The following is a 21,840-nucleotide window of genomic DNA, read 5'->3' as shown; positions in this document are numbered from 1 at the left end:
GACTTCGCGGGTGTCTGAGCGCAAGATTTGTAAAAAAAGACCCCGCGCATCTGCGCCAAGGTCAAGGAATGAATGTGGTTATGATGCGGTTGCTGCTTACAGCCCGATCGTTTTCAGATCAGGGGAGACAATCAGCTGAGGCTGGGTGCACGCCTGAATGTCTTCAGCCGTGTAGCCTTCTGCCACTTCCACGAGGACGAGACCCTCAGGCGTGACATCGAGTACAGCACGGTCGGTGATGATGCGGTTCACGACCTTTTTCCCTGTGAGAGGGAGTGCGCACTCATTCAAGATTTTGGTTTCACCATGCTTGTTCACGTGGTCCATGATGACGACGATTTTTTTCGCGCCGTGCACCAGATCCATCGCGCCGCCCATGCCTTTTACCATTTTGCCGGGAATCATCCAGTTTGCCAGATCGCCCTGTGCAGATACTTCCATCGCGCCGAGGATTGCGAGATCGATGTGTCCACCGCGGATCATCGCAAACGATTCAGCACTAGAGAAGTAAGCGGCACCCGGGATAGCGGTAACGGTTTCTTTACCGGCATTGATCAGATCTGGATCGAGTTCTGCTTCTGTCGGATACGGCCCGATTCCGAGCAGGCCATTTTCCGATTGCAGCACAACCGTTTTGCCTTCGGGGATGTAGTTGGCTACCAGTGTAGGCATCCCGATCCCCAGGTTTACGTAAAAGCCATCCTCGACTTCCTGAGCAGCACGAGTGGCGATTTGTTCACGAGTCAGCGACATATCAGTGTCCTCCTTATGAATGGCGTTCGTTTCCGCAAAAGCTAGGAGCGGACGGTACGGCGCTCAATCCGTTTTTCGAAAGATGGCGCCTGGATAATACGTTGCACATAGACGCTTGGCGTATGAATTTGATTAGGGTCGAGCTCGCCTGTTTCCACGATTTCTTCGACTTCGACGATCGTGATTTTTCCGGCAGCCGCCATCATTGGGTTGAAGTTTTGAGCGGTTTTGCGGAACACGAGGTTGCCCATTTTGTCGGCCTTCCACGCTTTGATCAGCGCGAAATCTCCCGTGATGCCTTCCTCCAGCAAATACTCCTTGCCGCCAAATACGCGTGTCTCACGGCCTTCGGCAATCGGGGTACCTACGCCTGCCGGAGTGTAGAAAGCAGGAATGCCAGCGCCGCCAGCACGTACGCGCTCAGCCAGTGTACCTTGAGGAGTCAGTTCAACCTCCAGCTCGCCGGAGAGGAATTGACGTTCGAATTCCTTGTTTTCCCCAACGTAAGAGGAAATCATTTTTTTGATTTGCTTTTCGCGCAGCAGAAGCCCAAGACCCCAGTCGTCGACTCCACAGTTGTTGGACACGACAGTGAGGTTGCCCACTCCCTTGTCACGCAAGGCGATGATCAGATTTTCAGGGATCCCTACGAGTCCGAATCCACCTACCAAAAGGGTCGCTCCATCATGGATATCTGCCACGATGTCTGTGTAAGAGGTGAAAATTTTAGCCATGTCGATCACTCCTATCGTGAAAAAATGACGTTAATAATGGATAGGTAAGCGCTAACAATCCATAGCGCAACAATGTAAGTAGATTGCTCTTTTCTATCATACAGGATTCGAGTTACAAAAAAGTGACGAAATGAATGGATACGAAAAAATGATGCAAAAAAGGCGAGTGGCGAAGAGTTAATAAAAAAATATAAAAAATGACTGAAAAGTGATACAACTGCGAACTATTTCTGTAAAATATATTTTGTCAATTATGATTCTTATATGGTAGAAACGTGGCGAAATATGCGTGCTTTGCGGGAGTGTAAGAATATGAAAAAATGGATCTCTCTTTCAATAGTAGCTCTGCTTCTGACAGGCTGCGAAAAACTGGACAGCGAAATTGCTCAGTTGAAGAAAAATGAGGAAGAGACCGTGATCAAGGTGAAAACGGTCAACGCCTATACCGTGGAGCCGAATCAGGATGCCCTCACGCTGGAGGTATCCGGTGTCGTCTCTCCGCGGCAGGAGCTGGCTCTGTCTTTTGGAACATCAGGCAGAATCGCACAAATCCTGGTTCAAAAAGGAGCTGTGGTCAAGGCAGGGCAGACATTGGCTACGCTGGACACAGCCGCTTTGCAGCAAGGGATAAACGCTGCACAAGGACAGGTGGCGAGTGCCAACATCCGCCGAAGTAAAGCTGCGCAAGGCCCGGAAGTCCATGAGCTGCAGACGCAGAAGCTGCAGGTGGAAAAGGCAAAGCAAACGGCTGCAAAAGCAGAGCAGGAGCATGCGCAAGCCCAAGCGCTGTATGCGGGCGGGGCGATCTCCAAAGACGAGCTGGACAGGCTTGCTTTGGCGGATCGGCAGGCCAAGCTGGATCTGCAGGAAGAGGAGGTCGCGTACGGCAAGCTGCTCAAAGGAGCGGATCGACTCGATGTCGAGGAAGCCAATGCTCAGGTGCAGCAGGCAAACGTCGAGCTTTCCCGCGCCAAGCAGGAAGCAGCCGATGCCGTATTGAAGGCCCCGTTCTCTGGGATCGTGGCTGCGATTCCCCAAGCGCAGTCGGAACAGACAGGTCCCGGAAGCGAGGTCATCCGATTGGTGGATACCTCTTCCTGACTGGTCAAGCTGCAGGTGGAAAGTGAGCAGATCAGCAGCTGGCAGCCAGGCGCGGCTGTCACTGTAAAAGCGCAGGATGGGACGGAAGCGGAAGGGAAGGTAACCTTCGTCTCGCCTGTGATGGATCAAGCGCTGGGCTCCTATCCGGTAGAAGTAACCGTGGCAGGAAGCGAGGTCAACTGGAAGGGCGGCATGACGGTCACCTGTCATTACGCCCGGGAAGGAAAAGAAGCGGCTCTCGTGCCTGTGAGCAGTGTCGGGATTAGTGAAGAGGAAAACTACGTGCTGAAAATTCAGGACAATACGGTGAAAAAGACACCGGTGAAGCTGGGGGCTATCCAAGGAACGTTCTACGAAGTGCTGGAAGGTCTGGAAGCCGGAGATCAGGTCGTCGGGTCCGGTCTCTCCTATTTAGTAGATGGCGAGGCGGTGAAGGTGGCCGATGAGTAACCGGTCGTTTGTCTCTATTGTTCCTGCCTTGGCTCGTCTTCTCGCCGTCGTTTGCTGCCTGCTTGGGGTAGGAGCCCTTCTGCGGATGGACGTAACCACCTTTCCCGACCGCCCTGTGCCGGTGTACACGATCCATTTGGCAGCACCCGGGCTGACCTCCGAGAAAATCGATGAAAAGGTGACGCGTCCCATAGAAGAATCTGTTCGTGCAGTAGGGGATGCGCTTACGATCACAGCTGAGTCCCGTGCCGGCGCTTCATCGGTGACCGTAGAGACGGCGGAGAAGCTCGGCTCGGATTACAAAGAACGCCTGGAAAAGAAGCTGGGAGAAGTAGCGAAACAGCTTCCTGTAACGGAGTGGAGCATCAGTCAGGACAACCTGGCCGACAATCGCGTCGGGTTTTACCTGCTGCATGGCAACGATGTCCAAACCTTGTCTGATATTGCCCGCTATACCGTCTATGAAAATTTGATTCGGCTGCCCGGTGTTGCGCGGGTAGAGATCGATGACCGCTCGGCGAAGCAGCAGGTAGACTTGATTTTTCGTCCCTCCATGCTGCTAGCCTATGGGCTGACGCCAAAAGATGTGCTGGATCAGCTGCCCGGAGACGTAGTCAACGAGCAAGTGGGAAGCGTCGGTCAAAACAAGGACCAATCAGCCTTTTACTGGACAAGCATGTCGGAAGGTCCACAGGGGCTGGGTAAACAGCTGATCGCAACAGACCGGGGATATGTCACCTTGAAGACGCTGGCAGATATTCGCGATCTGCGAGGCAGCAAAGGGGACGAGGTCAGTGTGTATCGCGGCTCGCCTGCGATCGGCATCACCTTGCTGGCTGCCGACGTGGGACAGGTGCCCTCCATCCGGGAGCAGGCAGCGGATGTGATTGAGTCGCTCAATAAAGCGGCAGGTGACAAATACAGGATCGACCTATTTGACGATCATGCACAGCCCCTGTCCGGTGCGATCTATCAGCTGGCATGGCTCGCAGCGGCTGCGGCGATCGTATGCGCCCTGTTTCTCTATCTCGCACACAAACGAATGGCTGTGTCCCTCTTGTTGCTGTTTTCGGTTGTCATGGCAACGGGATTCACGCTTGGAGGGATGTGGCTTTCGGGGGTCCCTCTGAGCTATTCCACCGTGGGGCCAGTCGCCATATTTGCGCTTCTGTTCACGGGAGCAGGCTCGGCCTTGCTTCACCGAATGCATCGCCAAAAAGCAGTTTCCTTTCTCGGCGGCTTGCGGATCGCCGGGAAGCTGATGAAGCCCATTCTGTTGGCTATTGTGGTATGGACGTCCTGCTGGATGGGCTTGATGATGACCGACTTTCTCGAGGGAACGGACAGAATCGTGCTGGATCAAGCTTGGCCAGTGCTTGTTCTCGGAACGGGTGGGTTGATTCTCGTCTACGGTTTTCTTACACCGGTTTTGGCAGGACTATGGCTGACTCATCCCGTGGCTGAGGAAAGCCCGCGCTCCCGTATTCGTCCGTCAGGGAAAGCAGCAGGATATGTACTCGCACGCTGGGAACGCTTGGTCAAGCAGGGGTATCTCCCTTATGGAATTACACTTGTCGTATCCATTTTGGTGGTCGTGATGCTCCATTCCTTTGTGCTGGTGGACGATTACAGGGAGCTTGCGGCCAACGGGAAGGACCTGTCCCTGGAAATGGTACAAGGCAGCAGCATCGATGAAGCCATGCGCGCATCCCAAATCGCCGAGGAGCGTCTGCGCAGCTTGGCAGAAGTCCGTGATCTTTACACCGTTGCCTCCAAAGAACGTTTGTCGATCCATCTAAAGCTGGCAGACAAGTACGACTGGACGATGGAGAGAACGGATTTGGAGAAGGAGCTGGATAAGCGGCTCCGGGATATTCCGGGGACGGACCCATTCGCGTTTGTGGCGAGCGATGATGTGAAGACGCGTTTGGAGTTTACGGTAAAAGGTCCTTCCTTGCTGACTGCACAGGCGATCGCACAAGAGGTTCTGACACAGCTGGAGAAATACACGGCTCGCGATGAGGATGGACAAGAGATCATTACCGACGAAAGAATCGGAACCGGCACGGCCAAAACGATTATTGAAATTCGTCCCAAACCAGACATGCTGGCACGCTACCAGGTGTCTGAGGCAGAAATCAAACACCAGCTGGAGAGCTATCTGGGCGAAAAATCGGCGGGCAGCGTGTTCTGGAATGAGCAAAGTGTACCTGTTGTCGTGCGCTTTCCGGACAACTGGATGGAATATCCGGAGCAGGTGAAGAATATTTTGATCCGCACTCCGGCAGGCAAGGTGCATTTGGGAGACCTCGTTTCGTGGAAGCTTGGGAAAGAGCCTCCTACCTATCAGCGAGAAGATGGCCTGTACGTGTTTACCGTTAGCAGTGCAGTTCGGGATGCAGGACGGATCGATTCGCTCGCGTATGTGCTTCCACTACGGATGCAAAAGACGATGATTATTCCCGAGGGGTATTCCGTTCTGAATGCGGATGAGCTGAAAAAGTTAAATGAAGAGCAGTCGGACAAGGCTGACTGGAGTGGACGTGTTCTTGCGGTAATCGCCGTGATTGCCGCTGTGCTTTTGGCGAGTCTGCTTTTGCAGAGAAGGACCCGTGACGGTATTTTCGCTTTGGCGCTGCTTCCGGTATTGGCGGGCGGTGTCATGCTGGGGCTGCTCGTAATGGATCGACCGATGAATGGAATGGCCTTCTACGGGATGACAGGCGCAATTGCTTTGCTCGTACAGCAAGCGCTCGTGCTGCTGGAGGATCTGTACGCGGCCCAGGCTGAGGAATCCACGATCAAGGATGCGGTTCAGGCCGGGACAGCGCGTGCTTTTGCCAGCCAAGCAGCCGTGTTTGGCGCTGTCGCACTGGCATCGGTGCCACTGACTTTCGGGTGGGTGGGCGAGATCGATCCGTTTGCCTCTTTTGCCAGCACCTTGTTTTTTGGTACGCTGCTCGCGGCATTTGCTGTCATCGCTGTCTTGCCAGCCATGTACTACGCCGCCGAGTGGAAGCAAGCGACCAAGGTCGAAATCACACTCCCGATCGTACTGCAGCGCATTCATATCTGGTGGGAAAATGACCGAATCCGCAAGCAAGACGCCAAGGAACGCAAGCAATGGCTCAAGCAAAGAAGGGAGGAGCAGCGTAAGCGCCGGGTGGACAACGATGCTCCTGTGAAGAAGGATTTGACTCATCAGGACTTTTTGCCATTGTCTGCGCCATCCAACGATTTGAACCGGTAATGGATAAACCACAAACGCAAAAGAACCTCTTAGGCTGCCAGAACAATGGGCAGCCTTCTTTGTACAGATAGATAGCCCCCACATGGCCCAAACTCAGGTAAGATAGAGAGACCAGAAAAGAAACGGGGAGGGACATCCGTGCACAGATACAGGAAGCTCATTGACTTTACACTGTTGGCCGCGATCCTGATCGGGCTCTTCATATCCTCATCTACGCCCTACTACAAACAAGACATCCGTGGAACACTGTCGAAAGTGGTGGACAAGAATGGCTTGGCAGAGCAGATGGCAGACTGGTCGGTGGACTATGCAGGGAAGGAAATCAGCGTCGAGGAAAAAGGAGTGGCTGGATTTATCGAGTTCTTCTTGCGTAAAGCCACCCATTTCTCTGTCTTCGCGGTTCTTGCCCTCGTATTTTACCGGGTGCTGCGCTACCGTCTTTCCTTTGCGGTTGCCTTGCCCTGGAGCGCCCTGCTGAGCCTTCTGGTGGCGGTCCTCGACGAGTGGCATCAAACGTTTACCCCCGATCGAACAGGGATGGTCGGAGATGTTTTGCTAGATGCTTCCGGTTCAGCCAGTATGCTGCTAGTGGTAACTATTGTTCACTTGTATTCCAGAAAAACCATGTCATAATAGATATGGTGTCAGGACTCTCTAAGAGGTACCCTTCTCCTATGGGCAACGCAGAAAGAATAGGCTTTTCAGTATTTGAATTTCTCTGTTATACTAGGAGAATGAGGCTTCGGGTTGAGGTTCTCACCATTTTTCGGAAATGATAAAAGGAGTGCAAACTGGATGGCAGTACAAGTGGGAAGCATCATCGAGGGAAAAGTGACAGCGATTAAACCGTTTGGGATGTTCGTAGCAGTCAGCGAAACCGAGCAGGGGCTGGTCCACATTTCCCAAGTAGCAAACGGTTTTGTAAAGGATATCAATGATCACTTTACCGTTGGAGCACAAGTAAAGGTTAAAGTTCTCTCCATTGATGATGCAGGCAAAATCTCGCTTTCGGTTCGCGCCGCACTCCCAGCGCCTGAGCGTCCGGAACGTGAAGAGCGCCGTGGTGGTGGATATCGTGGGGGAGACCGCGGAGGAAATGCAAAACGCGATACGGGAGCATCCTTCGAGGACAAACTCAAAAAATGGATGAAGCATAGCGAAGAGAACCTTGCGACGATCAACAAAAAGAACGCAAAACGCGGCTACTAAGCCTTGCTATAACGGAACGCGAAAGGACGGGATCCACATCCCGTCCTTTTTCTTTTTCCCTTTTCACCTACCCAATGGATGGAGCCTCGGTTCCCAACGTCCCCTCCACCGGGTTTCCCTCCCGTCTCCAATATTCCATTCCCCCGATCATTTCCTTAACGCGAAATCCCAGAGCGGCGAGCTTGGCTGCCCCTTTGGTCGCGCCGTTGCAGGCCGGGCTCCAGCAGTAGACGACGATGAGCTTATCGGGGTCGAGCGCGGTAGTGGACGCTTCGCAGATGGTCGGATGGGGAAGCGACAGAGCACCTGGGATATGCGCTTCCAGAAAAGCTTTTTCACTGCGTACATCGACGAGCAGAAAGTCGGTGACACCATTTTGCAGGTCGCTCCACACATCGGAGACATCCGTTTCCACGGACAGCTTGGAAAGAAAATGATAGGCGGCTTGCTGGGGATGCGCAGCAGGGCTTTGCAGAACGAGTGACATCCATGATTCCTCCTTGTGAATGGGATGCGTTTAGCGTAGCATGGGATGTATCATCACAGTTATCTATACTAATTGATTCATATCATTACTCATTTCTATGGGAGGTTGTCATATGGAGCTGGTTTATCTGCATACTTTTCGCGAAATAGCCAGATGGGGCAGCTTTACCCGGGCAGCGGAAGAGCTCGGCTATGCGCAGCCAACCGTGACCGCACAGATGCAAAAGCTGGAGCATTCCTATGGAGCGCCTTTATTTGAGCGATTTGGCCGCAAGCTGAGGTTGACACAGGCTGGAGAAGTTTTGCTGCCATACGCGCAAGAATTGATTCGTCTGTATGGGGAATCTAAGGAGGTCGTGAGTCGGCAGCTGAGTGGACCTGTCCGCATCGGAACCATTGATACATTGGCAGCCTTTTTCCTGCCGCCACACCTGCAGCGCTTTCGGCAAGCAATCCCTGCGGTCGATCTCGTCCTGCAGACAGGGAGTGAAGCTGCTATTTTACAGCAAATCAAGGAAGGACTTGTGGATATAGGCTTTATCTACGATCGGCTCTGTTCAGACGACGAGCTGGTGGTAAAAGTGATTCGCCAGGAGGAGCTGGTGATGATCATGCCGCCCGATCATTTGCTGGCTACTCGTTCATCGCTTACTGTGCAAGACTTGCGGGACGCGTCTTTGATCGTGACCGAGGAAGGCTGTACATATCGCGGGATGCTGCTGTCTTTGCTGCAGGACGTAGGAGTAAGCTATCGCATCGCCTGTCAGTTCAGCAATCCGGAAGCGATCAAGCAGTGTGTGCAATGCGGTCTTGGGGTAGCCCTTTTGCCGCGGATGGCCGTGGAAAAGGAGATCAGGGAAGGGGGAGTCGTAGCTGTTCCGTTTCAAACGGGCAGGCAGCCCTTTTTCATTCAACTGGTCTATCACAAAAAGAAATGGCTTTCGCAGGCGATGGAGCAGTGGATAAACAGCATTGCGAGCGAGGGAGGAGAAATCAGATGAAGATGACACAGGACAAGTCCGTCGTCGAAGGCGTTCGACTCTACACCGTAAGCTATTTTAGCGAGGGGCTGCTCGTCAAGGCGGCATTGGCCGTGCCAGAATCGTATGCAGAGACAGGCCCCGCTCTGCCTGCTCTTCTTTACTGCCGTGGCGGAATACGGGGCGTCGGAAAGGTCAGACCGGAGAGAATCAGCCAAATGGCACAGTTTGGCTATGTCGTGCTCGCGCCTCATTATCGTGGCAATGAAGGCGGGGAGGGACGCGATGAATTCGGTGGGGCAGATCGTCACGATGTGTTTGCCGCCTACGAGCTTCTGCGCGAGATGCCGGGCGTAGACCCTGCGCGCATCAGCGTATACGGCTTTTCGCGCGGTGGCATCATGGCTCTGATGGCTGCAATGGAATGCAAGGAGATGCTCTCCTGCGTGGTGTGGGGAGGGGTCAGCGATCTGTTTTTAACCTATGAAGAGCGAGTGGACCTGCGCCGCATGCTCCGCCGCACAGTGGGACATCCACGTAAGCAGGAGGAAGCATATCGGGACCGTACGCCGCTGTACCGCATCTCAGAGATTGCTTGTCCGGTTTTGATCATTCATGGGGAAGAGGATGAAAACGTAGGCGTCGAGCATGCGCACAGGCTAGCCCATGCCCTGCAGGAAGGGGGAAAGCCGTATGAAATGTGGCTGGAGAAAGGAGCCAGCCACTTGTTTCAAGGAGCGGTTCTCGAGTCGTATACGCGCCGCATGTTTGCCTGGCTGGATGAACAGGGAGAGCGGCGCGTAGAACCGTCACGGCTGCAAGAGAAGCATTAAGAGAAAGAAGGCTTGCGCGGCAAGGAAACGATGATTTCCGTCCCTGCACCAAGCTTGCTGTTTACTTGTATCTCGCCTCCATGGTTTTCAACCATGCGGCGAGAAATCGGCAGACCGAGTCCAGTTCCGTCCTCCTTCAAGGAGAAGAACGGGTCAAAAATGCGGACAAGGTATTCCGGAGAGATGCCATCGCCGGTATCCCGAACGTGGATATGCACATATTTTTCGTCCAGGCGGCCTTCTATGGTGAGAATGCCGCCTTCTTTCATGGCTTCGATGCTGTTTTTCATCAGGTTGAGGAAGATCTGCTTCAGCTGCTCGACATCGACGTGTAGGCTTGTTTCTGGATCGCAGTTGCAGACGATTTCAATTCCGTGCAGGATCGCCTCCGCGTTCATCAGCGGCAAGATGGAGTGGAAGACCTCCGCAATCCTGACCTCGCGATAATTCGGCAGAGAAGGCTTGGAGAGCATCAACAGCTCAGTGACAATCTGGTTGACCCGTTCAATTTCCTGCAAGATGAGAGGCAAGTAATACCGTTCCTTCTCCTCCTTGGACAGCTGCTGCTGCAAAAGCTGGATAAAGCCGTAGATGACCGTCAATGGATTGCGAATCTCGTGGGCTGCACCGGCAGCCAGCTGTCCGACCATCGCCAGCTTTTCCGATTGATTGAGATACTCCTGGACCTGCTCCTGCTCGGTGATGTCCAAAAGAGCGACCATCCAGCCAGTCTCCGTATCCTGCAGATGATTGTGCAAAGGGATATAGGAAACGAGGGCTGTGAAGGGGGTTCCGTCTTTTTTCAGCAACGTCATTTTCCGGTTTACAAACCAAGGCGTGTGCGAATCATTTTCCCACACAGCCTTTGCATCCTTGGTGAGCGGGAGCCCGGTTTCATCCAGCTTGACCAGTTCCCGTGCAAGCTGGTTCACGTGAATGTCAGCGGATATGGGGCGGGTTATGATACCGACAGGGAGTGAATTGAGGATTTGCTCCCGCAGATTTCGCTCCTCGATCAATACCTGTCTTTGCGCCTGGTCTTGGGCAAACAAGGTGGCGATATTGCTGGACATTTTATTGAATTCCTCTGCTAGTTCGAAAAATTCGTCCTGATGCTTGTAAATGATCTGTTGCCCGAACGTCCCTCTGGATACTTCGCGCACCTGCTGCATCAAGGATTGGATCGGACGCAGAAGCTGGTTTCGAAAGTAGAAGGTGCAGAACAGACCAAACAGGATCGAAGCGACAGATACGGAATAGGTCAGGATCAGGGAGACGCGGATGCTTTCATTTGTGCGTTGGAACTCTTTGTTTGTCGTGTACTCCAGCTGATTCAAGGAAAAAGAAAGGTCCCGCTCGAGCTTGTCGAGCAATGGCTGGACCTCGTTGGAAAGAACGTAGCTGACAGCAGGGACGTTGTCGGCTTTCAGAAGTGGATTGATTTTGTTTAAGAACAGAAAATCCAGCTTCGATATCGAATCGATAACGGAAAAGAACTCGACATTTTCCTTCGTCTGCGGCACGGCGGCAAAGCGGGAGGTGTCAATGAGATGCGTGTAGTAGCTGTCCAGATAGGATTGATCTCGCGTAAGTGTATAGGTTTTCAGCGCGAAGGTCTTTGTGTAGATCTGGTTTTTGACTTCCATCAGGGCGCTTGTTTGCGGCAGGAGATGCTGGGTTAAATACATCTCGTCTGAAGTGACCTTCGTCATTTGGTAGCTGAACAGACTGGTTACACAACCGATCAAGAGCATCATGACGAGGTAGCTGAGCATCATTTTCTTCTGGAAGCCCAGATTGGAAAACACAGACATAAGGGTTAACCTCCATACGAAACCGGGCGTTGAAGAAACTTCTCCAGCTCCCGGTTGAATTCTTCACGAATCTTTTGTGGAACCATAGGCCCAAACGGACTGAATTGATTGACGCCCTCACCCAAGCCGTACATTACAGTTCCACTAGGCAGCTTGTTTTGCATAGCGGCCTCCATGATCATGCGATAGCATTGGCGTACGTCCTGCATCATGGCGGCAAGTACGTAATCCGGGGCGATATAACGCTGGTCGGCGATATAGCCGATGGTGTAGACCTTGGCGCGTTGTGCTTCCGTGATGACATCGAGATTGAAGCTGTCTCCCGTTGTGTAAATCACATCGACACCCTGCGCAATCATTTTCTGCGTCATCTTGATTGCACTAGGAGAATCGTTGAAGTCAGGGACCTTCCCTACGACGACTGAAGTGTTCGCCGAGACTCTTTTCACGCCTTCGCGAAACCCCTGGACTTGCGGGTATTCAGGCGGCTTGTCCACCATGATGTAGCCGACCTTGCCTGTCTTGGACATCTTGGCTGCCAAGAATCCAACCATGTAACCGGCAGGCTTCATATCGTAGCGAATCGTTGTTTGATTCGGATTGGGGGCATCGCCATTAAAGGAAACAAAGTGCGTTTTCGGGTAGGATCGTGCGACTTGATTGAATGGCTCGGAAAAAATGACGCCATGCCCGAGAACGAGCTGGTAGTCGTTGGATGCAAATTTAATGGCAGCTGACTTGATTTGCTCAGGCTTGAGATTATTGGCAACTTCCAGAGTGAAGCCGAACTTTTTCTGAAGCTCCGTCATACTCTCCAGTGCGCTGCTGTTCCAGCCTTGATCATAGGTAGGTCCCTCGAGAAGCAAAGCGACCCGCAGCTTTTCTGCTGAGTAGCCACGCTCGTTGAGGACGCGCAGATGATTCATACTGATCAAAAACTGGCTCGTAATGAGCAAAAGCATCCCGATGACCAAGCCAGCAAACAAGGCAGGGAATGGCTGTATTTTGGGCATGAGAAGCGCCTCCAGATTATGGGAAAAGTAATTCTTTGTGTAGATGGCAAATAAACAATCTTCTCTTTATATCGGGGAAAATCCTTCTGGGAAAAAGAGTGAAGTGGAATCGTGCAGCGGGGGAGAATGGAAAAGGGCAGACGGGACAATGATAAAAGGGGAATACCATCCTAGGAAGGGAAAGGAAGGGAGTTAGCATGAACATGGAAAACGATCTGGTGGAAATGCCGCAAACGGAAATACCGGATGAAGTAAGACAGGTGGAACTTCCAGAGATTGGCGAAACGACTCCGCATCCCAAACCGGAAAGCCCGCTTGCTGGAAACGAATCGACAGGACATGCCGAAAGCGGAAGTGCAGGAGAAAACGATCGTCCCATCGGTTTTGTATCTCCTTAGTTCGAGAAAAAAGGGAATTGAACAACTTAATTTTGAGATTTTTTTATGTGTTCGACAATTACAAGGTGGATTCGACAAAAGAAGTCATTATCTCTCGTGGACAACCGCTTCTAATTCTGCAAAATTATAAAGGAGACGTGAGTTAGTGAAGCGAGGGGATTGGGACATCATGGCCCGAGTACTGATTGTAGACGATGCTGCCTTTACGAGACGCATGCTGACCGATATGGTAGGTGCCAAGCACGAGATTTGCGGGGAAGCCTGCAACGGCTTGGAGGCAATCGAAAAATACAAGCTTCTGAAGCCGGACATTGTGACGATGGATATTACGATGCCCGAAATGCACGGGATCGACGCGATGGAAGAGATTCTGGATTACGATGGAAATGCCAAAGTGCTGATTTGCTCTGCGATCGGTCACCGCCAAAAAGTGCTCGAAGCCATGAAAAAGGGCGCGAGAGATTTTGTCGTGAAGCCTTTCCAGAAAGAACAGATTTTAGACGCGATCACACGGATCCTGCAATGATGAAAGAGAATGACCGCCCATCCTCCAGGGGACAGGCGGTCTTATTGTCTGTTCGGAGCGGAGCTAGAGGTTGATACTGACTCCGACACCGGCAGCCAATGCACGTTCGTATACCGATTTCGCTACGGTTGTATCGAGATAGGCGATACCGACTGATTTGTACAGCGTGATCTCATCCGCATGTTCGCGTCCAGTCTTTTTGCCAGCTACGATCTCTCCCAGCTCGGCGTGAAGCTGATCAAAGCTCCATTCCCCTCTGCTGACAGGGATGAGCAGATCACCTGCTTCGTGTAGACAGCCTTCCTCCGTATCCACGACGACCTTGCTGCTTCGGGTAAGAGTGGTCAAATCGACCTCCTGCATGTGCGGCAGGAAGGCGCCGATCGCGTTGATGTGCGCGCCTGGCCGGAGGTTGGCACCGTCAAAGAGGGGAGCCGTCGCTTTTGTGCTGCAAATGATGATATCGGCTTGTGCGACGGCCTCGTTTGCATCCTCCACGATCTTGATCGTTCCGTTCCAATTCGGTTCGTGGGCGAGGAGCGTCTCCTTCAATTCTTCCGCTTTCCCCTTTGTGCGATTGTACAGAAGAATTTCCGTTAAAGCGCGCACCTCCATGACAGCTTGGACCTGTCCCAGAGCTTGTGCGCCGCAGCCAAGGACGGCACAGCTTGTGGCATCCTCTTTGGCGAGGTATTTGGTCGCTACACCACTGCTGGCACCCGTTCTCATTACCGTAAGCAGGCTGGCGTCCATCATCGCCACATGCTGTCCGGTTTTCGCCTCTGACAGGAGAATGACGCTTTGGAGAGCCTTGATTCCATGGGCATGGTTCTCAGGAAAAATGCTGATGACCTTCACTGCGACATAATCGTCCGCCTCCAGATAAGAAGGCATGTACAGGCTGGTTGCGCCGTATTTGGGGTGATCGATGGCTGTGCGGACAGGTGTTACCACATGTCCTTCTATATGATCACGAAATACCTTTTCCACGTCTTGCAGACATTCCTTCATGGTATAGATGCGTGAAATATCTTCCCGGGTCAAAACCAGCATGTGATCCTTCCTCTCTTTCCTAAGGGGAATTGCCCCTGTTGATTCCAATCCATCCTAAAAAGCCCACATATGCCCTCGCAGGACTATTCGACAGAAAGACGTGCTGCGCCTCCCAAAGCATGGGCAAGTCCATACCAGATGCCAAGCGACAGCAAGGATAGCGGGTGTCAGAATTGAAGCATTACTTCAATTTCATGGGATAAAAAAAGCCTCCCGAAGAGCGCTGTTTAGGAAAATTATAAAGTGTAACAAGGATTGTAGCAACCGCAAAAACAGGAGATGCGGCGTTCTGCCAATTCCGTTGCGGGGACAGGCGAATCCTTTGCACCTTTGACTGGCAGAAGGTATGATAGTGATATCCTGCCTATTATGAGGTAACGTAAATGGATACAAACATGGGAAAGCTCATCAAGTCTTTACGTGTCGGCAAAAGGAAAACACTCAAGCAAATATCTGAAAAAACGGAACTCTCCATAAGCTTTTTGTCCCAGGTGGAGCGGGGGAAATCCTCGATCACGCTGGAATCACTAAAGAAAATTTCAGAAGCGCTGGATGTCAGTCCGAGCTATTTTTTCGCGGATGCACCTGCCCAATCGAAAACCAAGCTGAGAAGGGGAAGCCATACGTCTGTCCACAATCACCCCTCTCCTTTTATTTACGAGGATCTGTCCGGCGATCTCGAAAATCCTGCGATGGAGCCGATTCTGGTCACTCTCAAGCCTCATGATGAGAAGGGGACTCCATTTGTACACAAAGGTCAGGAGTTCGTGTACGTTCTCGAAGGCGTCCTCACCTTGCTGCTGGGGGAAGAGGAGCACGATCTGTACCCGGGAGACAGCATTCACATGGATTCTTCTACCCCCCACAACTGGTTCAATCGCACCGAGGAGATCGTTCGCTTTCTCTGTGTGAATTCGATGCGCACGTCATGAGAGGCTCGTACGCCCCTTGCTATTATCTATCGTATCTGAGGTGGAATTTTTGTCTCTTCAACCGAATTATTTTCAACAGTATCAGAACGCGGATATCGATGAACTAGCCGATGTGATAGGAGAGCTGCTGCAAAATCCGATAACGATCGAGGATGCTGATCACAAACTCATCGCGTACAGCTCGCATGGAGAAAGCACGGATCAGGCGCGCTGGTCGACGATCATGGGACGCAGAGTTCCGGAGAAAGTACTGACGCGTCTGTGGAAAGACGGCGTTTTCCAGGCGCTGCTGACACAGGACGATCCGGTACATGTACCGGCAAAGGACGAAATCGGTCTGGGAAAGCGGGTGGCCATCGCGATCCGCCGCAGCAGTGATGTACTGGGCTACATTTGGGCGCAGGAAGTGAACCGGCCGATTACAGAAGGTGACGATGAAATCCTGCGTCAGGCTGCTCGTGCGGCTGTGTCGAGGCTGATGCAGCGGCAGGGAAAGCGCAAAGCGGAGGAACAGCGGAGAAAAGAGTTTTTGTGGGAGCTTCTGCTTGGCAATCATACGAGTGAAGTCGCGATCAGGCAAAAAGCAGACAGCTTGCAGATGCAGCTGCCCGCTTCTTACCTGATTTGTGTGGTCGAGGCAGCTGGTGCGACGAGGCTCGATCAGTATTTGTACCCGCTGATGATGCGTGACAAGCTGTACTGGGTCGTTGACGGTTCACAAATCATCCTGCTGATCGGTCTCACGGAGGCTGGCGCCAAAAAGGATCAGAGTGATGTACTGATCCGCAAAGTGAGGCAATTTCTATCCGACTCGCTGGAAAAGCTGGAGGCGCACGTCAGCGAGGGACAGGTCACGGCTGGATATGGCCTTTCGTACACGGCGTACACGGACATCGTGAAAAGCTATCGGGAAGCCCTGCATGCGGTAAAGGTGAAAAAGCTTTTTCCGCGTGAGACGGACAGCATTCACGGGTATCACGAGCTGGGAATCTATCGCTATCTGCTGCAGGTAAAGCAGTGGGAAGAGGAGCAGGGCTACCGCAACGAGCGAATCGAGCAGCTCAAGCTGTACGACAGGGACAACCAGACGGCCATGCTGGAAACGCTGGAGACGTTTTTGGACGCAGCAGGCAAGGTCAATGTGACGGCGCAGCGCCTGCATGTGCATATCAACACATTGAGCTATCGACTTCGCCGGATCGAAGAGATCATCCGAGTGGATCTGGAGAACATGAATCAGCGTGCTGCGCTCTATCTGGAGCTGAAAATGGAGAAGTTAAATAGCGAACGGTAGTTCGTTTGTGGATTTTCACAAACAAGAGGACGACAAGATTAAAGGAATCCCCAAGGAAATGGACGCAAAAAACGCTGTACAATGATACCAATCTCACCAAATCGGCGTTTCCAAGGAGGACTACCTATCATGATCGTCGGAATTGCGAAGGAAATTAAAAACAACGAAAATCGCGTAGCTATCACCCCAGCAGGTGTAGCAGCGCTTGTACAAAACGGACACAGCGTACTCGTAGAAAACAACGCAGGTCTGGGCAGCGGCTTCACAAATGAAGACTATGCGGCACAAGGTGCCAAAATCGTTGACACGGCTGCAGAAGTATGGGCTGCCGAGATGGTCATGAAAGTAAAAGAACCACTTCCATCTGAGTACGGTCATTTCCGCGAAGGCCAAATCCTGTTCACTTATCTGCACCTGGCTCCAGAACCTGAGCTGACTCGTGCGCTGATGGAGAAAAAAGTGATTGCAATCGCTTACGAAACCATTCAGCTCGACAATGGTGCATTGCCGCTTCTGATGCCAATGTCTGAAGTAGCAGGCCGCATGTCCGTACAAATCGGTGCACAATTCCTGGAAAAACAATACGGCGGCAAAGGCGTATTGCTCGGTGGCGTACCTGGCGTTCCAAAAGGCGAAGTCGTAGTAATCGGCGGTGGTATCGTAGGTACGAATGCAGCGAAAATGGCGCTCGGATTGGGTGCAAACGTGACGATCCTCGACGTAAACGCTGATCGCCTGCGTCAACTCGACGACCTGTTCCAAGGCCGCGTGCAAACACTGATCTCCAACTCCTTCAACATCGCAAGCGCTGTGAAAAAAGCTGACCTTTTGGTAGGAGCGGTTCTGATCCCTGGCGCTCGTGCTCCTCGTCTCGTAACCGAAGAGATGGTAAAAGACATGACTCCAGGCTCCGTAATCGTAGACGTAGCGATCGACCAAGGTGGTTCCATCGAAACGATCGACCGCATCACGACTCACGACAACCCTACGTATGAAAAACACGGCGTTATTCACTACGCAGTAGCAAACATGCCAGGTGCGGTTGCTCGCACTTCCACACTGGCTCTGACCAACGTAACCGTACCTTATGCGGTTCAGCTGGCAAACAAAGGCTACGCACAAGCGATCCGCGACAACAAAGCACTGGCAAAAGGCGTGAACGTCATCGACGGAAAAGTAAGCTACAAAGCAGTAGCGGACGCTCACAACCTGCCATATGCTTCTGTTGAAGAAGTTCTGCTGGTGAAAAACTAAGCTGCCAATCGAAATAAAAGCCAACAGCCTGCCCTTGAAGAACGAGGGCGGGCTGTTTTTACGTGACTGGTCATTTGGGCAGAAGATCATCCGGGTAAAACCAATTTTGCTTCATCTTGCCTGAGTCACTCAGGTACAAGTGAACCGTTACCCCGTCGAGGGCTTCTGCTGATATTTTGTTTTCGTGATTTTTGGCAAACTGCTTCCAGGCTTCCACATCTCTTTTGTACAGGGTTTCTTCAAACCCGAATAGGTCGACCCCGCGTTCGACTCCCTTCAAAAAGGTCCCCTGGACTTGTTCAATCACTTCTTTTTCCGCAATGCGCTTGATCTTTTCGTTGGAGATTTCCCCCATCACTTCCCGAACAAAAGCTCTCATGTAGATATGGACATGAAAGGTAGGCTTGACGCCTTTTCGAACGGGGTGAACAGCGAGGCGTACATTTTTAATCCGCAGTGTTGCTTGGGGCTTCCCATTTTCACGGATAATGACCCCGGCAAATTCTGTGTGTGGATTCATCCAGCGCAGACCGAGCAAATCCGTATTGGGGAAAAAGCCCTCCCATTTCCCGCGATGAATGGCATGGATCCCATCTACCGAGAGTCGGGAAACAAATTTGTTATTTTCCTTCCAAGAACGCTCGTATATCGTAATGTTCGGCAAGGAGATCGTCGTGCTAGGATTCCAGAAGCGCTCGATAAATTTGTAGTATTGGATGGGCTCTATAAAAGAGCGTTGCTTATAGACCTCCTCGGGCTGGTGCAGCAGGGAAATCAAAGGCGAAAAGCCTGTCAAGGCATGGTTGCTGAGGACATCCTGGAGAGGCTCACGCGTCCCAAAAACCCATTTCGTATAACGCACCAGACCGTACCGATTCAAAATATCATAGGAGGGCAGAATGTTTCTTTTCAACAGCCGCTCGTGATAGATAATAGAGGAAATGAAGCCTGCAAACATCGGCACCTGGGAGTTCTTTTGCAGGTTGTCCAGTGCGTTTTGCAGCGTTTCCCCCCGGCCGATCGAGACTACGGCAGGAGGAGAGACTCCCGTCGCTGCCCCCTCTTGCTTGGCGACACTGGCCAGATCGGATGATTGGGCGTAGATGACGTATTCGTTGTCGACGTAATCGATCCCAAACGCTGACAGGTAAATCATATCTTGAATGGATTTCTGATCCCAGCAGCCGCTAAGTAGGGTGAGCAAGCAGGTGAGAAGGACGCTGGTGATCCATTTTCTCCTCAATTGACATCCCTTCCTTTTTTGGAGCTTCGCTGAAAGAGGCTGATGATCGGTCGGAACAAAACGAGAAACAGGGTAGACAGAAAGTTGGAAGACTTCAGGAGCAAGTAGGGCCTGCCGATAGAGGTCAGCGTCGATAGATAGTAAATGATCATGATGATGCTGACGACAAACCCGTATGTGCCCACTACTGCAGATAGCAAAAAGACAAAAAAACGGGCTACGGTCACAGCGCCGCTCAACGATTGGTTGATCAATGTAAAAGAGGCGACAACCGTAAGCGACCCGATGAAGAGCATCGAGGGCGACGTAAAGCCGGCGCGGATCGACGCATCCCCGATGATCAAGGCCCCAACGAGAGCCAGAGTCTGTCCGACAGTCTTCGGCAGTCTGGCACCAGCTTCCCGTAAAAATTCAAAGATGAACAGTACGCCAAACAATTCCATAGGCGCTGAAAAAGGCAGACCTTTTCGCCCTTCGGTAATCGTCGCCAGCAACTGAAAAGGAAACTCCTCGATATTGTAAGCGGACAAGGCGATCCAAAAGCCGGGCAGAAAAACAGAGATCCAAATGCCGCCGAGACGCAGGATGCGCTCCAACCATACATACCCGACCGGATATTGATCATCCTCAGGCGACTTGATCAGTTCAAGCAGTGTGACAGGAGCGATGAGGGCAACGGGTGACCCATCGACCAAGACCACGGCTTTCCCCTCCATCAGCATAAAGACCACAAAATCAGGGCGGCCGGAGTAATCGACAAGAGGAAAGAGGGAGTAGGCCTGATCGCTGAGCTTATGTTCCAAAATGGCACTGTTAATGACTTTTTTCGAACTGGAGCTAATCAGGCGGTCGCGGATTGTCTCTACGATGTCCGGTGGGGTTCCGTCCCTCATGTAGAGGAGTGCCACTTCCGATCGGGAACGAGTGCCGAGCGTCAAAAACTCACAGGCAAGAGAGAGTGTCCGCAGTCGTTTTCGGACGAGTGCGACATTCGAGGAGAGGTCCTCGATAAAGCCATCGCGTGGTCCTTTGATAGACACCTCTGTATTTGCGTCTTCGGTCGAGCGTTGGGGACGGCTGGAGATATCCCAGGCAAAAGGAGGCAGTTCACCTAGAAAAAGCAGCAGAACCCCGGCAAATAAACGATCTACCCACATATCCTCATCACTGCTGAGAAAGGAAATAGGGAGCGCGCGCAGATCGCCTTCCGACAAGCGGCTGTCGAGCTGAGGAATGACAACCTCCTGCATGTGATGAAGATCGACGAGTCCCTGGCAGTACACGAGGAGCATGGGTTGATTTTCTGCGGTTATGAAGCGAGTAATTATGACATCACCACAGTGAGAAAACAGTCTCTCCAGGTGTTCCTCACGCGTCATGGTCAGCATTCCCCTCTCTTTTGCGATTCCACAAGGCAATGCCAGCGATTACGAGTGTAATAAGTACAGTGATGAGCAAGTAGAGAGGGTAGTACACCTTGGTTAAAAACGTGACGAATTGCATGTCGCTAAAGGGGAGGCTGGTAAAGATAATCATGCTGATTCCTAATAGGGTCAGCACGATGGCTCGAGCCTTAGGTGTATGTACCTCCAAAATCTCTGTCAGCAGCATCAGGCAGAGTGAAATGCGGACGAAGGAGCCCGACAGCCACTGGAAAATCGCAAAAAATTCCATGTTCTCGATGTCTTTGCCAATCGAGAGCAGACGCCATTGTTCAAAGGCAGGGAAGCGCTGCCGTGCTGATTCGATCGGACCAAACTCAGCGATGGCTCCGGTTAGTGGGCTCAGGGTAAGGATAATGACGATGGCGATCATCGTGACGTAATGGACGAGTCGCAGCGGCTTCCTCACGTGATGCTGAAGCAAGAGAAGAAGGACCAGCTCAGAGAATCCTCCACCCGCATAGAGCATCCCATGCAGAATCGGAGGAAAGCCGTCTTGAAAGACAGGCAGCAGCAAGGTGTAATCTTTTTTTGCCACATTGCCAAAAGCAACAAAAAAGCCCAGCATTGCCACGAAAGGCAGCAGGATGGATGAAGTAATGCCTAGCGGCGCGACTCCTCCAAAGGCTGCGAGGATACAGATGCCCATTAACACGAGAGCGGTAAACCACTCTGGAGTCCGAGGCAAATAATTTACCGTTGTCCACGTTTGCGTATCGATAAGATGTACGAGTGCCATCCCGTAAAGACAAATCAATAGGGGAATGAGAATGAGGTAGCTGACGAACTTTCCACTCGTACGTCTAAGCCAATGATGCAAGGAGTGCTGGTGAAGACGTGTGTTTATGAAGGAAAGGATGCATGCCCACGCAACAAAAGGAATAGAGGAGAGCAGGACACTTAGCCACGAATCACGTTTGGCAGCACTGAGCATAAGCGGAATGACAGTGACATGGTTGGTGATTCCGATCGTCAGCATCATTGTCATGATCGCTTGGTTGATTCCGATTTTCCCATCGACTTTCATATCGTTTCTTCTTCACCTCCATACTGGGGGTACTGCTAGGATTTGCCT

The 21,840-nt window shown here is 52.0% G+C and carries 21 protein-coding genes; 12 read left to right on the top strand and 9 right to left on the bottom strand.

Annotated features, from left to right (window positions below; all coding sequences use genetic code 11):
- Positions 1-96: 96 nt before the first annotated feature.
- A complete protein-coding gene (locus EDM59_RS11245; protein ID WP_092273571.1) occupies positions 97-753 on the bottom strand; it encodes a CoA transferase subunit B in 657 nt (218 codons plus the stop codon).
- A 41-nt stretch (positions 754-794) separates the two neighbouring features.
- Positions 795-1,487, bottom strand: coding sequence for a CoA transferase subunit A (locus EDM59_RS11240; RefSeq protein WP_122923680.1), 693 nt, complete (start codon positions 1,485-1,487; stop codon positions 795-797).
- A 312-nt stretch (positions 1,488-1,799) separates the two neighbouring features.
- Between EDM59_RS11240 and EDM59_RS31390 the strand changes: the two genes are divergently transcribed.
- From EDM59_RS31390 to EDM59_RS11220, 5 genes are all read left to right on the top strand, one after another.
- Entirely contained in the window at positions 1,800-2,588 is a 789-nt protein-coding gene (locus EDM59_RS31390) for an HlyD family secretion protein (protein ID WP_246011006.1), read from the top strand.
- A gap of 15 nt (positions 2,589-2,603) precedes the next feature.
- Entirely contained in the window at positions 2,604-3,038 is a 435-nt protein-coding gene (locus EDM59_RS31385) for an efflux RND transporter periplasmic adaptor subunit (RefSeq protein ID WP_246011005.1), read from the top strand.
- On the top strand, positions 3,031-6,288 hold the full coding sequence (locus EDM59_RS11230) for an efflux RND transporter permease subunit (protein WP_122923679.1): 3,258 nt from the start codon (positions 3,031-3,033) through the stop codon (positions 6,286-6,288). Before EDM59_RS31385 ends, EDM59_RS11230 begins: the two co-directional genes overlap by 8 nt.
- 138 nt (positions 6,289-6,426) lie before the next feature.
- Positions 6,427-6,921 carry a VanZ family protein gene (locus tag EDM59_RS11225; protein ID WP_092273559.1) on the top strand — a complete coding sequence of 165 codons (495 nt, stop codon included), beginning with the start codon at positions 6,427-6,429 and terminating at the stop codon, positions 6,919-6,921.
- Positions 6,922-7,083: 162 nt separating this feature from the next.
- Positions 7,084-7,497: a S1 RNA-binding domain-containing protein gene (locus EDM59_RS11220; protein ID WP_092273556.1), complete on the top strand. Its 414-nt coding sequence runs from the start codon at positions 7,084-7,086 to the stop codon at positions 7,495-7,497.
- 67 nt (positions 7,498-7,564) lie between these two features.
- On the opposite strand, the gene EDM59_RS11215 is transcribed toward EDM59_RS11220, so the two are convergent.
- Complete coding sequence (locus EDM59_RS11215; RefSeq protein ID WP_122923678.1) at positions 7,565-7,984, bottom strand: rhodanese-like domain-containing protein; 420 nt, start codon at positions 7,982-7,984, stop codon at positions 7,565-7,567.
- A gap of 112 nt (positions 7,985-8,096) precedes the next feature.
- On the opposite strand from EDM59_RS11215, the gene EDM59_RS11210 reads away from it, so the two are divergent.
- Both EDM59_RS11210 and EDM59_RS11205 read left to right on the top strand, forming a co-directional pair.
- Positions 8,097-8,984, top strand: coding sequence for a LysR family transcriptional regulator (locus EDM59_RS11210; protein WP_122923677.1), 888 nt, complete (start codon positions 8,097-8,099; stop codon positions 8,982-8,984).
- Complete coding sequence (locus EDM59_RS11205; RefSeq protein ID WP_122923676.1) at positions 8,981-9,796, top strand: alpha/beta hydrolase family protein; 816 nt, start codon at positions 8,981-8,983, stop codon at positions 9,794-9,796. Before EDM59_RS11210 ends, EDM59_RS11205 begins: the two co-directional genes overlap by 4 nt.
- Here the strand turns inward: EDM59_RS11205 and EDM59_RS11200 are convergent.
- Positions 9,793-11,610 (bottom strand): sensor histidine kinase, encoded by a 1,818-nt coding sequence (locus tag EDM59_RS11200; RefSeq protein WP_122923675.1) that lies wholly within the window; start codon positions 11,608-11,610, stop codon positions 9,793-9,795. The two genes, EDM59_RS11205 and EDM59_RS11200, sit on opposite strands and share 4 nt — an antisense overlap.
- A 5-nt stretch (positions 11,611-11,615) precedes the next feature.
- Positions 11,616-12,623, bottom strand: coding sequence for a BMP family ABC transporter substrate-binding protein (locus EDM59_RS11195; RefSeq protein ID WP_122923674.1), 1,008 nt, complete (start codon positions 12,621-12,623; stop codon positions 11,616-11,618).
- 197 nt (positions 12,624-12,820) lie between these two features.
- Here EDM59_RS11195 and EDM59_RS11190 point away from each other — a divergent pair, with 197 nt between their 5' ends.
- Together EDM59_RS11190 and EDM59_RS11185 are read left to right on the top strand one after the other, a co-directional pair.
- Entirely contained in the window at positions 12,821-13,021 is a 201-nt protein-coding gene (locus tag EDM59_RS11190) for a hypothetical protein (protein WP_246011004.1), read from the top strand.
- Positions 13,022-13,190: 169 nt separating this feature from the next.
- Positions 13,191-13,547 (top strand): response regulator, encoded by a 357-nt coding sequence (locus EDM59_RS11185; protein ID WP_122923804.1) that lies wholly within the window; start codon positions 13,191-13,193, stop codon positions 13,545-13,547.
- 63 nt (positions 13,548-13,610) lie between these two features.
- Here the strand turns inward: EDM59_RS11185 and EDM59_RS11180 are convergent, their stop codons facing one another.
- A complete protein-coding gene (locus EDM59_RS11180; RefSeq protein WP_122923673.1) occupies positions 13,611-14,600 on the bottom strand; it encodes an ornithine cyclodeaminase family protein in 990 nt (329 codons plus the stop codon).
- Between the two features lie 383 nt (positions 14,601-14,983).
- Between EDM59_RS11180 and EDM59_RS11175 the strand changes: the two genes are divergently transcribed.
- The 3 genes from EDM59_RS11175 to ald all read left to right on the top strand — a co-directional run bounded on the left by EDM59_RS11175 (position 14,984) and on the right by ald (position 18,080).
- Entirely contained in the window at positions 14,984-15,532 is a 549-nt protein-coding gene (locus EDM59_RS11175) for a helix-turn-helix domain-containing protein (RefSeq protein ID WP_122923672.1), read from the top strand.
- 49 nt (positions 15,533-15,581) lie between these two features.
- Entirely contained in the window at positions 15,582-16,826 is a 1,245-nt protein-coding gene (locus EDM59_RS11170) for a PucR family transcriptional regulator (RefSeq protein WP_122923671.1), read from the top strand.
- 129 nt (positions 16,827-16,955) lie between these two features.
- Positions 16,956-18,080: an alanine dehydrogenase gene (gene ald, locus EDM59_RS11165; RefSeq protein WP_122923670.1), complete on the top strand. Its 1,125-nt coding sequence runs from the start codon at positions 16,956-16,958 to the stop codon at positions 18,078-18,080.
- A gap of 70 nt (positions 18,081-18,150) precedes the next feature.
- On the opposite strand, the gene EDM59_RS11160 is transcribed toward ald, so the two are convergent.
- From EDM59_RS11160 to EDM59_RS11150, 3 genes are read right to left on the bottom strand one after another with little or no spacing between them, the layout of a single operon-like run.
- Positions 18,151-19,323, bottom strand: a complete 1,173-nt coding sequence (locus EDM59_RS11160) for a Ger(x)C family spore germination protein (RefSeq protein WP_122923669.1) — start codon at positions 19,321-19,323, stop codon at positions 18,151-18,153.
- Positions 19,320-20,702 (bottom strand): spore germination protein, encoded by a 1,383-nt coding sequence (locus EDM59_RS11155; RefSeq protein WP_122923668.1) that lies wholly within the window; start codon positions 20,700-20,702, stop codon positions 19,320-19,322. Before EDM59_RS11155 ends, EDM59_RS11160 begins: the two co-directional genes overlap by 4 nt.
- Positions 20,692-21,792: a GerAB/ArcD/ProY family transporter gene (locus tag EDM59_RS11150; RefSeq protein WP_122923667.1), complete on the bottom strand. Its 1,101-nt coding sequence runs from the start codon at positions 21,790-21,792 to the stop codon at positions 20,692-20,694. The genes EDM59_RS11155 and EDM59_RS11150 overlap by 11 nt, the downstream gene beginning before the upstream one ends.
- Positions 21,793-21,840: the final 48 nt, after the last annotated feature.

This window comes from Brevibacillus nitrificans, assembly GCF_003710965.1.
GTDB classification, from domain to species: domain Bacteria; phylum Bacillota; class Bacilli; order Brevibacillales; family Brevibacillaceae; genus Brevibacillus; species Brevibacillus centrosporus.
This window is presented reverse-complemented; position numbering and strand designations above follow the sequence as displayed.

Coding starts and splice junctions, on each gene's coding strand:
- EDM59_RS11245 (WP_092273571.1), bottom strand. CDS start 753: ATGTCGCTGACTCGTGAACAAATCGCCACTCGTGCTGCTCAGGAAGTC.
- EDM59_RS11240 (WP_122923680.1), bottom strand. CDS start 1,487: ATGGCTAAAATTTTCACCTCTTACACAGACATCGTGGCAGATATCCAT.
- EDM59_RS31390 (WP_246011006.1), top strand. CDS start 1,800: ATGAAAAAATGGATCTCTCTTTCAATAGTAGCTCTGCTTCTGACAGGC.
- EDM59_RS11230 (WP_122923679.1), top strand. CDS start 3,031: ATGAGTAACCGGTCGTTTGTCTCTATTGTTCCTGCCTTGGCTCGTCTT.
- EDM59_RS11220 (WP_092273556.1), top strand. CDS start 7,084: ATGGCAGTACAAGTGGGAAGCATCATCGAGGGAAAAGTGACAGCGATT.
- EDM59_RS11215 (WP_122923678.1), bottom strand. CDS start 7,984: ATGTCACTCGTTCTGCAAAGCCCTGCTGCGCATCCCCAGCAAGCCGCC.
- EDM59_RS11210 (WP_122923677.1), top strand. CDS start 8,097: ATGGAGCTGGTTTATCTGCATACTTTTCGCGAAATAGCCAGATGGGGC.
- EDM59_RS11205 (WP_122923676.1), top strand. CDS start 8,981: ATGAAGATGACACAGGACAAGTCCGTCGTCGAAGGCGTTCGACTCTAC.
- EDM59_RS11200 (WP_122923675.1), bottom strand. CDS start 11,610: ATGTCTGTGTTTTCCAATCTGGGCTTCCAGAAGAAAATGATGCTCAGC.
- EDM59_RS11195 (WP_122923674.1), bottom strand. CDS start 12,623: ATGCCCAAAATACAGCCATTCCCTGCCTTGTTTGCTGGCTTGGTCATC.
- EDM59_RS11190 (WP_246011004.1), top strand. CDS start 12,821: ATGAACATGGAAAACGATCTGGTGGAAATGCCGCAAACGGAAATACCG.
- EDM59_RS11185 (WP_122923804.1), top strand. CDS start 13,191: ATGGCCCGAGTACTGATTGTAGACGATGCTGCCTTTACGAGACGCATG.
- EDM59_RS11180 (WP_122923673.1), bottom strand. CDS start 14,600: ATGCTGGTTTTGACCCGGGAAGATATTTCACGCATCTATACCATGAAG.
- EDM59_RS11175 (WP_122923672.1), top strand. CDS start 14,984: ATGGATACAAACATGGGAAAGCTCATCAAGTCTTTACGTGTCGGCAAA.
- ald (WP_122923670.1), top strand. CDS start 16,956: ATGATCGTCGGAATTGCGAAGGAAATTAAAAACAACGAAAATCGCGTA.
- EDM59_RS11155 (WP_122923668.1), bottom strand. CDS start 20,702: ATGACGCGTGAGGAACACCTGGAGAGACTGTTTTCTCACTGTGGTGAT.
- EDM59_RS11150 (WP_122923667.1), bottom strand. CDS start 21,792: ATGAAAGTCGATGGGAAAATCGGAATCAACCAAGCGATCATGACAATG.